Raw genomic sequence first — 12159 nt, forward strand, 5'->3', positions numbered from 1 at the left:
GTGAATGTGTTGTCATGTTTTTTTAGCATCGGGTATAATGGTTACAACTATTGTTTTGTACGGATTTTTTAAGGAGGATATACTATTGCCAAAAGATAATAACAGCATAAAAATCATTCCCCTGGGCGGCCAGGGTGAACTAGGAAAAAATATGTATGCCGCGGAGGTTTATGGTGACATCTTTGTAATGGATGCGGGCTTGATGTTCCCTGAAGAGGAGATGCTCGGGATCGATGCTGTCATCCCGGATATCACTTATTTAATGGAAAACCGGGAACGGGTGCAGGGAATTTTTTTAAGCCACGGGCATGAGGACCATATGGGGGCTCTTGCATATATCCTTAGATATTTGAATGTACCGGTATATGGGACCAGGCTGACAACACAGCTGGCTAAAGCCAAATTGCTGGAGGATAACTATAAAGCCTCCGCAGAATTCATTGAGGTGGACCCTCATGATCGATTATCATTCTCAAAAGCTGATGTTTCTTTTTTCAGGACCAATCACAGCATACCTGATTCGGTTGGGATTGTCATTCACACTGCAGAAGGAGCGATTGTTTACACGGGTGATTTCAAGTTCGATCAGGCAGCCGTTGATTTGTACAAGCCTGACATAGGTACGATGGCCAAAATCGGAGAACAGGGTGTCCTCTGTCTGCTATCTGACAGCGCAGGAGCGGAAAATCCAGGCTATACGCCGAGTGAAGCAATTGTTGCCAAGGATATGGCTGATGCGTTCTACAATGCCAGCGGGCGGATCATCGTTGTATGCTTTGCCTCCAATCTCAATCGGATCCAGCATGTATTTAATGCTGCGGCATTAACCCGAAGGAAAGTCGCCGTAGCCGGAAAAAGCCTTGAGCGTGTTTACGAGACGGCACTTACTACTGGTTATTTAAAGGTTGATGAAGATATTATCATTCCAATTTCAGAAATTAACCAGTATCCTGATGACGAAATCGTCATCCTTTCTACCGGCCATCAGGGTGAACCGATTACAGCCCTCCAGAAAATGGCAAAGCAAACGCATAAACAGGTGCACATTAAAGCAGGAGATACAGTCTTGATCGCTGCTTCGCCTTTAAAGGGCGGGGAAGTCATCCTGTATAAAACGATCGATTTGGTATACAGGGCAGGCGCGCATGTTGTTTCGGGTCGCTATCGGGTGCATGTTTCCGGACATGGCAGCCAGGAAGAACTCAAGATGATGATCAACTTAATGAAACCAAAATATTTGATACCGGTCCATGGCGAATACCGACATCTTACTGCCCATGCCAAGGTTGGCGTTTCAGCCAATCTGGCGAAAGAGAATATCATGATTGCTGAAAAAGGAGATGTCATTGAAATTAAAAATGACAAGATCCGTATTTCAGGAAAAGTTCCTGCCGGAAATATTCTTATAGACGGCAGCGGAGTTGGCGATGTAGGGAATATCGTACTTAGAGACCGCCGCTTGCTGTCCCAGGATGGAATTTTGATTGTGGTTGTTACGTTAAACAGGAGGGACAAATCAATCGCTGCGGGTCCTGAAATCATCTCGCGGGGATTCGTCTATGTCAGGGAATCCGAGAAACTCATGGATGAGTCAGCAAGTCAGGTAACCGAGATTGTGAAGAAGGCTGCCAGCGGTCCTGCATTCGATTGGTCTACCCTTAAACAGGATATAAGGGACTCATTAAACCAATATTTATTTGAAAAGACAAAACGGCGTCCAATGATCATGCCTATCATCATGGAAATATAATAAATTACTGTTCATGAATGAATAAATTTCACTCCGGCTATTGCAATGCTTGCCGGGGTTTTATTTATTTTTACATCAGTTTAGTAAGCATTGTTCTTTCACCATAAAACACAATCATGCCTTTAATTTCTAAAATTTTTCCAAAAAAAGAATGAAGCTGCTTTTTCAAGATAATAATAACTTCATACGATAATGAAAGGGGATCCTTGAATGGACCAAAGACCAAGTTCACCAAACCTGTCTTTTCAAAATACGCCGAATGAATCATTCCAAAACAGGCCGTTTCAATATGCACCATTTCAAAATGCGCCCGTCCAGAATGGCTCATTTTATAATGAACTTTATCAAGGTGCATCGTCACAGAATCCGCCAAACCCTAACACGATAAACCCAAATGGACCCAATCCAAACGCACCGGTTCCCAATGCGCCAATGCCGAATGCGCCCGCTGAAATGCAGCCGCAGCCAACTACACCATTGATTGAAAAAATCCAGCAGCTTGGCCAAACGAATGTGCCTCAAATGTCACAGGATTCACGCATTCACTGCCTTTCCATCGTGGGCCAAATCGAGGGGCATATGCAGCTTCCGCCCCAAAATAAAACAACGAAATACGAGCATGTGATTCCGCAAATCGTCGCGATCGAGCAGAATCCAAATATCGAAGGGCTGCTTATTATACTAAACACAGTAGGAGGAGATGTGGAAGCCGGGTTGGCGATCTCTGAAATGCTTGCTTCATTATCAAAGCCGACCGTTTCAATCGTGTTGGGAGGCGGCCACTCCATTGGGGTACCGATCGCTGTTTCAACAGACTATTCATTCATCGCGGAAACCGCGACCATGACCATTCATCCTATCCGTCTGACGGGACTGGTTATAGGCGTGCCCCAAACTTTTGAATATTTGGATAAGATGCAGGAGAGGGTCGTGAATTTTGTGACAAAGCATTCAAGGGTTCCTGCTGAAAGATTCAAGGAATTAATGTTTGCAGTGGGCAATCTGACAAGGGACATTGGCACAAATGTTGTAGGTACAGATGCCGTTGAATATGGATTAATAGATGAAGTGGGTGGAGTAGGGCAGGCAATGAGAAAGCTCAATGAACTGATTGAACAATCCAAGGGGCAATTTCTAAATCAAGAAGGAATGATACAATGATCCTTTATACCTTGATGCCGCTTGAGCAAATTTTCCCTGCAGCCGAGAACGAGTATTCCAGATTAGTGACCGTGAACATAGGCGGTGTACAGCTTTCAGCGGAAATGCAAGAGGGCAGGGGTTACCGTGTAGAACGGATCTTAAGCACAGACCCGGCCCACTATTTAGATCAGTCTTTTCAGCCTGGGTCAACTGTATATCTAAACGATTAGAACTTAGAAAAATCGTCCAAGATAGTAATAAATATGTTATACTAAAACTAACTCAGATTAAGCAGCCATTCGGCTGCTTTCTTTATTCAGCGGGTGACATACATAGATTGCACGAAAATACAGGTGATAAAATGGCAAAGAGAAAACGCAGGAATTCAAGAAGCACGGAAAAATTAAAATCGGCATTAAAGTTTGAATTGGCAGGGCTGATTATCCTCGGACTATGTGCAATTGCAATCGCAAAGCTAGGAGCGGTCGGCAAGGCCATCGTATATCTTGTCCGTTTCTTCATGGGCGAATGGTACATTCTTTTGTTGGCGGGATTCATTGTCGCCAGCTTTTATCTAATGATCAAGCGGAAAATACCTTTTTTATTAAAAAGGCAGCTTGTTGGGACATATTTTATTGTCTTGAGCATACTATTGCTTAGCCATGTGACTCTTTTCGAACTTCTTGCCGAAGGCGGGCCGTTCGAAAAGCCGAGTGTCATTTCAAACACTTGGGAGCTCTTTTGGATGGAAGTTAGCGGGAAAACAAGCACGACTGATCTCGGCGGAGGGATGATAGGCGCTTTAATGTTTGCTGTATCTTACTTCCTTTTTGATGAAGCTGGTTCGAAAATCGTAGCTTTCTTGTTGATCATTACAGGGTTTGTCCTCTTAACGGGAAAAACGGTTGGAGATACGCTTGGTAGGATGATGGCGTCCATTGCGGGTTTTCTTGTTGGACAATGGCAGGCGTTCCAGGAAGATTTGAGGAACTGGAATGAAGGAAAACGGGAAAAAAAGAAACAGCGGAAGGAAGCAGCTCTGGCCAAACAAGAACAACCATCCGAACAAGAAGACCAGCATGTTGAGGTATTTAAGCCTATTGAATCGGAAAAACGGATCATTTCAAATTTTGCTGATACGGCGTATGGATCGGAACATGAAGATACCGATAATGGACCATCAGGAACGGTGGGAAGTAAAGCCGGAAAGAACAAAGTCGCTGATACCATCGATGATTCGGAAAAAGAAGACCTCGCACCTCCGATCCGTTTTACAGAAGTGGAAAATAAAGAGTATAGCCTTCCGTCTATAGCACTGCTAAATCAACCGAAAAAAACGGACCAAAGCGGTGAATATCGATTGATTAATGAAAATGCCGCGAAACTGGAACGTACTTTCCAGAGCTTTGGCGTAAAAGCAAAGGTCACCCAGGTCCACCTCGGGCCTGCTGTAACAAAGTACGAAGTGCACCCGGACGTCGGGGTTAAAGTAAGCAGGATTGTAAGCCTCGCTGATGATATAGCATTGGCCCTGGCAGCGAAAGATATCCGCATCGAAGCCCCTATACCGGGCAAATCCGCCATAGGGATAGAAGTGCCAAACTCGGATATTGCGATGGTATCTCTGCGGGAAGTCCTGGAAGCAAAAGAATATATCAAGCCCGAGGCAAAACTTCAAATCGGCCTTGGCCGCAATATTTCCGGGGAGGCAGTACTTGCCGAGCTGAATAAAATGCCCCACCTGCTCGTCGCTGGGGCTACAGGCAGCGGTAAATCAGTTTGTATAAACGGCATCATTACAAGTATCCTTATGAGGGCGAAACCCCACGAAGTAAAAATGATGATGATTGACCCTAAAATGGTAGAGCTAAACGTGTATAACGGGATTCCCCATTTGCTCGCACCGGTTGTTACAGACGCGAAAAAAGCTTCTCAGGCATTAAAGAAAGTAGTCAGTGAGATGGAACGACGTTATGAATTATTCTCACATACAGGGACGCGGAATATCGAAGGCTATAACGACCATGTGATCCGCCACAACATGGAGGAAGATGACAAGCAGCCGCTTTTGCCATACATCGTGGTTATAGTGGACGAGCTTGCGGATTTGATGATGGTTGCTTCCTCCGATGTCGAAGATGCAATCACCCGGCTTGCCCAAATGGCGCGGGCAGCCGGGATCCATCTCATCATCGCGACTCAAAGGCCTTCAGTTGACGTCATAACCGGTGTCATTAAAGCCAACATTCCTTCAAGAATTGCCTTCAGTGTATCTTCGATGACAGACTCCAGGACAATCCTTGATATGGGCGGTGCTGAAAAGTTGTTAGGGCGAGGCGACATGCTGTTTTTACCCGTAGGTGCTTCAAAGCCTGTACGTGTACAGGGAGCGTTTTTATCGGACCAGGAGGTAGAGGAAGTTGTGAATTATGTGATTTCCCAGCAGAAGGCGCAATACAATGAAGAAATGATTCCGGATGAAGCCAGTGAAGCGGTCGGGGAGGTCGATGATGACCTTTATGAGGAAGCGGTTCAGCTGATCGTTGAAATGCAGACGGCCTCGGTATCCATGCTCCAAAGAAGGTTCAGGATTGGCTATACCCGCGCAGCAAGGCTAATAGATGAAATGGAAGCAAGAGGGGTAGTGGGCCCATATGAAGGAAGCAAGCCCAGGAATGTCCTTGTTTCAAAGGACCCCGGAAACGAGGCACACAGCTCATAAAATACAAAGGAGGCTGAATTACGACGGAAGTCGTGATCAGCCTCTATGTTTTGATCGCATTGCTTTATATTGCTTCCGACAGGTGTTCTTTACAAAAGGAATCAATTGCCGCTTCTTCATCCTCTTCCAGTTCGAAGTCGAGAATTTGTTCCGTTTCTTTTTCCATAATATCGTATTTTATGATCTCGTGCCGATCTGCTTCCACAGTGTAAAGGACCCTTATGTACAAACCTTTCTCGGAAAACAATTCATCATCTTCCGGAACATCTATATCAAGGAAGAATTCATATCTTTCCCCGCTTAGAATCCCGAACGGATCCTTCAGCCTTTCCACGCTATACCCGGTAATGGCCAACATCTTTATCATCCTTTCTCCAAGCTACAAGTTATTATACCTAAAAAGCATTAAAAAGAAACATAGAGAATTTTGAAATGAAAATGCGAAGTTCTGATTCGCTATCTGCAGAGTGCAGTCTAACATACGAATTTTTCTTGAATATAATTGTGACATACAAATTATTCTGGTAGTACTCCTTCTATCAAAATACATAGTTCACAAACGGTTTTTTATAATGAAAACACAAGAGCCTGCATAAATATACAAGCTGTTTTTTAACGAAAAAAAAGAAAAAAACCAATAAACCGCGCGATACTCTGAGTGGCAGTTCTTTTTTAGGGCAAATGGCAATTCTCTATTTATTTATAATCGAAAAAGTGATATAGTATTTTCGATTAGTAGGAATGATTACACATCAGAGGTCTGATGTCTTAAGAAATTGGTGGAGGAACCTGCATGTCTATCAAGTCAGATAACCGGCATTTGTATCTTCAAGTCATCGATCGCCTAAAACAAGACATTGAACAGGGAATATACAAGGAAAAGGAAAAGCTGCCCTCTGAATTTGATTTAGCAAAGGAGCTTGGCGTAAGCCGGGCGACGCTGAGGGAAGCCCTGCGGATTCTTGAAGAGGAAAATATCATTATCCGCCGCCATGGTGTTGGCACATTTGTAAATGCCCAGCCAGTGTTCACTTCGGGAATCGAACAGTTGAACAGTGTTACGAACATGATCAAGCAAGCAGGCATGAAACCGGGAACGATTTTCTTAAGTTCAAAGACAGAGGAACCGACTGATGAGGACATTCGCCGTTTTTCAAGTTCATTAGATGAAGGAATTGTTTTATTGGAGCGGGTCCGTACTGCAAATGGGGAACCGGTAGTATACTGTGTGGATAAAATTCCGGAACACTTGCTTCCGGAAACATTTTCACATGAGGATGAGTCAATCTTTGAAATATTGGAGAAACAAGCGGACCGGAAAATAGCTTATGCTGTTGCAAAAATAGAACCGCTTGGATACCATGAAAAGGTTTCTCCCATCCTGGAATGCGACCCGGAAGCCGCGCTCCTGGTTTTAAAACAAATGCATTATGATGAGAAAGACGAGCCTGTGTTATATTCAGTCAATTTTTTTAAAGCTGATACTTTTAGTTTTCACGTATTGCGTAAACGGATTTAATTCATTTTGCAGGTGAAAACGCGGTTCTTCCTACTTTCCATCCATTTCTGACTAATCAACAATATTCTTTAGGGGGAACAAACCTTGAAAAAGCGTAAATTTGGTTTAGCGCTGTCTCTGGTTCTAGCAGCAGGAACAATACTGGGTGCATGCGGCAATGATGAAGAATCAGCGTCAAAGGGTGGCGAATCTAAGAAAGACAATTTCACTGTCGGTATGGTTACGGACATCGGTGGTGTTGATGACAAATCCTTTAACCAATCCGCATGGGAAGGCCTTCAGGAGTTTGGTAAAGAAAACGGCCTGCAGAAAGGCAAAGAAGGTTTTGATTATGTCCAGTCTAAATCTGATGCTGACTATACAACAAACTTAAACACTTTGGTCCGCAACGATTTTGACCTGATTTATGGAATTGGATATTTATTAGCGGAGCCAATGGCGAAAGTTGCTGACCAGCGTAAAGATTCCAATTTCGCGATCGTTGATTCTGTAGTAGAAAAGCCTAATGTGGCCAGCATCACGTTCACGGAAGAGCAAGGTTCGTTCCTTGTCGGTGTTATCGCCGCCAAAACGACTAAAACGAATAAAATTGGCTTCGTCGGCGGTGTTGACGGCTCCCTAATCAATAAGTTCGAAGCCGGTTTTATAGCTGGCGTTAAATCTGTAAACCCTAAAGCTGATGTTAAAGTCCAGTATGCCGGAAGTTTCGGTGCTGCCGATAAAGGGCAGGCAATCGCATCAAGCATGTATTCATCAGGCATCGATGTGATTTACCACGCCTCAGGCGGAACCGGGAATGGTGTCTTTGCAGCAGCTAAGGAATTAAAGAAAAAAGATCCAAACAACAATATTTGGGTAATCGGTGTTGACCGTGACCAATTTGAAGAAGGTAAAGTTAAGGCTGGCGATAAAGAGTACAACGTGACATTGACTTCAATGGTCAAGCGTGTGGATATCGCAGTGAAAGACCTTGCCGATAAATCGAAGAACGGCGAGTTCCCTGGCGGCAAGGTAATTGAATACGGCCTTGACCAAAACGCGGTCGCAATCGCAGACCACAAGGAAAATGTTTCAGAAGCTGCGTTAAAAGCCACTGAAGAGTGGACTGAAAAAATCAAATCAGGCGAGGTTAAAGTACCTAAAACTCGCGATGAACTAAAAGCAATGAAATTTTAATAGATGGAAAGAATAGGAGGAATAACTGGGGCAATCGCCGCTTATTCCTCCTTTTTATGAGACTGCCAAACTGGAAAAAGGTAAAAGAAAAACTATAAAGCAAGCTTTGTAGTTTTTCCTTTAGTTTTTTCTTAAAGATGTAAGGCTATAAATAAGTAGACCAGCGATCTTTTTAGGAGTTGATAATAAGTGGAATATGTTATTGAAATGCTTAATATCCGAAAGGAATTCCCTGGAATAGTTGCGAACGATAATGTGACGCTTCAGGTGAAAAAAGGGGAAATCCATGCACTCCTAGGGGAGAACGGAGCCGGGAAATCCACGCTCATGAATGTCCTCTTCGGATTATACCAGCCGGAAAAGGGCGAAATCCGTGTGAACGGGAAATCGGTGAAAATTACCGACCCTAACATAGCAAATGATCTAGGAATTGGGATGGTGCACCAGCATTTCATGCTTGTCGATCCCTTCACGGTAACAGAAAATATCATACTCGGTAAAGAACCGCGTGTGGCCGGGAAAATTGATATTAGGTCTGCAAATAAAGAGGTACGCGAGCTGTCTGAACGCTATGGCTTAAGCGTTGATCCAGAAGCGAAAATTGCGGATATTTCCGTTGGAATGCAGCAAAGGGTTGAAATCCTGAAAACCCTGTACAGGGGAGCTGAAATTCTAATTTTCGATGAACCGACAGCGGTATTGACGCCCCAGGAAATAAAAGAGTTGATCGCTATCATGAAAGCATTGGTAAAGGAAGGCAAGTCGATTATCCTGATCACCCATAAGTTAAAGGAAATAATGGAAGTTTGCGACAGGGTTACAGTCATCCGTAAAGGACAGGGGATTGGGACCGTCAATGTCAGTGAAACGGACCCTAACGCTCTTGCAAGCCTTATGGTGGGACGTGATGTGGTCTTTAAAACAGTAAAGTCTGATGCAGCACCAGCAGGGGATGTATTGGATATAAAAGGGCTGAAAGTCAATGATTCACGAGGAGTCAATGCTGTTAAGGGTCTTAATCTGTCCGTGAGGGCCGGGGAAATTGTCGGGATCGCTGGTGTAGATGGCAATGGACAGTCCGAATTGATTGAAGCCATTACAGGCCTCCGAAAGCTTGAGGAGGGATCCATTAAGATCAATGGAAAAGAAATCGCAAATAAAACGCCCCGAAGGATCACAGAATCCGGCGTAGGCCATATCCCCCAGGACCGCCATAAGCACGGACTGGTTCTCGATTACACAATCGGTGAAAATGTGGCCTTGCAAACATATTATAAAAAACCAAACTCCAGAAACGGTGTGTTGAATTATCGAAGGATATACGAAAAGGCGAGAAATATAATTGCAGAGTTCGACGTGAGAACGCCGAGCGAGTATACGCCTGCCAGAGCATTATCAGGTGGGAACCAGCAAAAAGCAATAATCGGCCGCGAAGTCAGCCGTGACCCTGATTTGCTGATTGCTGCCCAACCTACCCGTGGGCTGGATGTGGGAGCCATTGAATATATTCACAAACGGCTGATCGAGCAGCGGGATAATGGAAAAGCAGTATTGCTGGTCTCCTTCGAACTGGATGAAGTCATGAATATCAGTGACCGAATTGCCGTTATTTACGAAGGGGAAATAGTCGCCATCCTAAATCCAAAGGAAACTAATGAACAGGAACTGGGATTGCTGATGGCTGGAAGCAAGAGATTGGAAGCAGGTGAGAATTTTCATGTCTAATAAATTAAAACAGTATGGACAAAGGTCGATCAAATATTTGATAACATCTGCTCGAAACATGCTCATCCCGATTTTCTCCGTCATTCTGGGGTTGCTTGCCGGGGCGGGAATTATGCTGGTAAGCGGTTATGATCCGATTTCTGGTTATTCCGCGATGCTAAACGGTATTTTTGGGGATGAATATTATTTAGGTGAAACGGTCCGCCAAATTACACCATACATCCTCGCAGGACTGGCTGTTGCGTTTGCCTTCAGGACGGGCCTTTTCAATATTGGTGTAGAAGGCCAGCTGATTGTAGGCTGGTTGGCGGCGGTCTGGGTAGGAATTGAGTTTGACCTCCCAAAATTCATCCATTTGCCCCTCGCAGTACTTTCGGGAGCGGCCGCAGGGGCTTTATGGGCCTTTATTCCGGGCCTTTTGAAGGCAAGATTCAGGGTTCATGAAGTAATCGTGACGATCATGCTTAATTATACAGCTTTGCATATAACAAACTATTTGATATTAAATGTTCTTTCGGATAAGCAGGATAAAACGGAAAATATTGCAGAGTCAGCATCATTGCGTTCCGTTTTATTCGAAAACTGGACAGATCTTTCCCGTATGCACTGGGGAATCATCATCGCACTTGCTTGTGCCATCATAATGTGGTTCATCCTTGAAAAAACGACGACCGGTTTCGAATTGAAAGCTGTTGGTTTCAACCATCACGCATCACAGTATGCCGGGATGAGCGTCAACAAAAACATTGTTCTTTCAATGGTCATTTCAGGAGCATTTGCGGGTCTGGCAGGGGCTATGGAGGGTCTCGGCACATTTGGATATGCCGCAATTAAAGGCGGTTTTACCGGTGTTGGCTTTGATGGCATCGCTGTTGCGCTTCTTGGTGGAAACGCGGCCATCGGGATTGTGCTTGCTGCAGCCCTGTTCGGCGGCCTAAAAAGTGGTGCCCTGAATATGCCTTTGGAAGCAGGAGTACCAAATGAAATCGTTGATATCGTCATTGCGCTCATTATATTCTTTGTTGCATCGAGTTATTTTATTCGCTGGATTCTTTCTCGTTTTTCTAAAAAGGGGGTGAAATAAGTGGACTTCTACCAGATTCTGCAAATTATCGTACCATCGATGATTGCCCTTGCTGCACCACTTATCTTCACTGCGCTCGGAGGCGTTTTTTCTGAACGGTCCGGGGTTGTAAATATCGGCCTTGAAGGACTAATGGTGATCGGGGCATTTGTTGCGATCGTATTCAATCTAACGTTTGATGAACAGCTGGGCGCATGGACTCCATGGATTTCCATTCTCGCAGCAATGGTTGCCGCCATGATATTTTCCTTATTCCATGCGGTGGCTTCCATTACATTCAGGGCCGACCAGACTGTCAGCGGTGTAGCAATCAACTTGCTTGCCGTTGGATTGTCTTTATTCCTTGTCAAAAAAATCTACGAGAAAGGCCAGACCGATATTATTCAAGAAACGTTTGATAAGATTGATATTCCACTATTGGGGGATATACCGGTCATCGGCAAAATATTTTTCTCGAATGGTTATTACATTTCCTATATTGCGATACTTTTATCAATTGTCGTTTGGTATATCATCTATAAAACCCCATTTGGCCTCCGCCTTCGTTCGGTAGGGGAACACCCGATGGCGGCAGATACAATGGGAATCAATGTTTATAAAATGCGGTACCTTGGCGTTATGCTGTCCGGCGCGCTTGGCGGGATTGGCGGTGCTGTACACGCGCTGACCGTTACGCTTGATTTCAGCCATTCCACGATTAATGGACAGGGCTTCATGGCGATTGCCGCAATGATTTTTGGGAAATGGCATCCGCTTGGAGCAATGGGAGCAGCGCTGTTCTTCGGATTGGCACAGTCTTTGAGCATCGTAGGAGCGTCCTTGCCGTTCTTCAAGGATATACCAGCCATGTATCTGCTTATTGCACCATATATCCTTACGATTGTTGCGCTCACTGGATTTATCGGCAGGGCAGATGCTCCAAAAGCATCAGGCCAGCCATATATAAAAGGGAGCCGTTAAGAAAAAGCTGTCCGCGAAATGCGGGCAGCTTTTCTTTTAAGAGAACTTTAAAATAAAAATGTTATGTTAACTATTTATTT

10 protein-coding genes are annotated in these 12159 nt (G+C 44.4%); 9 read left to right on the forward strand and 1 reads right to left on the reverse strand.

Annotated elements, in window-relative coordinates; translation table 11 throughout:
* Positions 1 to 37: 37 nt before the first annotated feature.
* From D0466_RS17425 to D0466_RS17445, 4 genes are all read left to right on the forward strand, one after another.
* On the forward strand, positions 38 to 1750 hold the full coding sequence (locus D0466_RS17425) for a ribonuclease J (protein ID WP_117323829.1): 1713 nt from the start codon (positions 38 to 40) through the stop codon (positions 1748 to 1750).
* A 432-nt stretch (positions 1751 to 2182) separates the two neighbouring features.
* Positions 2183 to 2911: a ClpP family protease gene (locus D0466_RS17435; protein ID WP_117323831.1), complete on the forward strand. Its 729-nt coding sequence runs from the start codon at positions 2183 to 2185 to the stop codon at positions 2909 to 2911.
* Complete coding sequence (locus D0466_RS17440; RefSeq protein ID WP_117323832.1) at positions 2908 to 3123, forward strand: YlzJ-like family protein; 216 nt, start codon at positions 2908 to 2910, stop codon at positions 3121 to 3123. The genes D0466_RS17435 and D0466_RS17440 overlap by 4 nt, the downstream gene beginning before the upstream one ends.
* Before the next feature lie 131 nt (positions 3124 to 3254).
* Entirely contained in the window at positions 3255 to 5615 is a 2361-nt protein-coding gene (locus tag D0466_RS17445; protein ID WP_117323906.1) for a DNA translocase FtsK, read from the forward strand.
* Between the two features lie 64 nt (positions 5616 to 5679).
* Here the strand turns inward: D0466_RS17445 and D0466_RS17450 are convergent, their stop codons facing one another.
* On the reverse strand, positions 5680 to 5973 hold the full coding sequence (locus D0466_RS17450) for a DUF6509 family protein (RefSeq protein WP_117323833.1): 294 nt from the start codon (positions 5971 to 5973) through the stop codon (positions 5680 to 5682).
* 435 nt (positions 5974 to 6408) lie between these two features.
* Between D0466_RS17450 and D0466_RS17455 the strand changes: the two genes are divergently transcribed.
* From D0466_RS17455 to D0466_RS17475, 5 genes are all read left to right on the forward strand, one after another.
* Positions 6409 to 7134, forward strand: a complete 726-nt coding sequence (locus D0466_RS17455) for a GntR family transcriptional regulator (RefSeq protein WP_117323834.1) — start codon at positions 6409 to 6411, stop codon at positions 7132 to 7134.
* A gap of 84 nt (positions 7135 to 7218) precedes the next feature.
* Positions 7219 to 8310 (forward strand): BMP family lipoprotein, encoded by a 1092-nt coding sequence (locus tag D0466_RS17460; RefSeq protein ID WP_117323835.1) that lies wholly within the window; start codon positions 7219 to 7221, stop codon positions 8308 to 8310.
* Positions 8311 to 8499: 189 nt separating this feature from the next.
* Entirely contained in the window at positions 8500 to 10035 is a 1536-nt protein-coding gene (locus tag D0466_RS17465; RefSeq protein ID WP_117323836.1) for an ABC transporter ATP-binding protein, read from the forward strand.
* Positions 10036 to 10072: 37 nt separating this feature from the next.
* Positions 10073 to 11119 (forward strand): ABC transporter permease, encoded by a 1047-nt coding sequence (locus D0466_RS17470; protein WP_407675645.1) that lies wholly within the window; start codon positions 10073 to 10075, stop codon positions 11117 to 11119.
* A 39-nt stretch (positions 11120 to 11158) separates the two neighbouring features.
* Positions 11159 to 12079, forward strand: a complete 921-nt coding sequence (locus D0466_RS17475) for an ABC transporter permease (RefSeq protein WP_407675646.1) — start codon at positions 11159 to 11161, stop codon at positions 12077 to 12079.
* The last annotated feature ends 80 nt before the right edge of the window (positions 12080 to 12159 follow it).

Source organism: Peribacillus glennii (assembly GCF_003429105.1).
GTDB lineage: Bacteria > Bacillota > Bacilli > Bacillales > DSM-1321 > Peribacillus > Peribacillus glennii.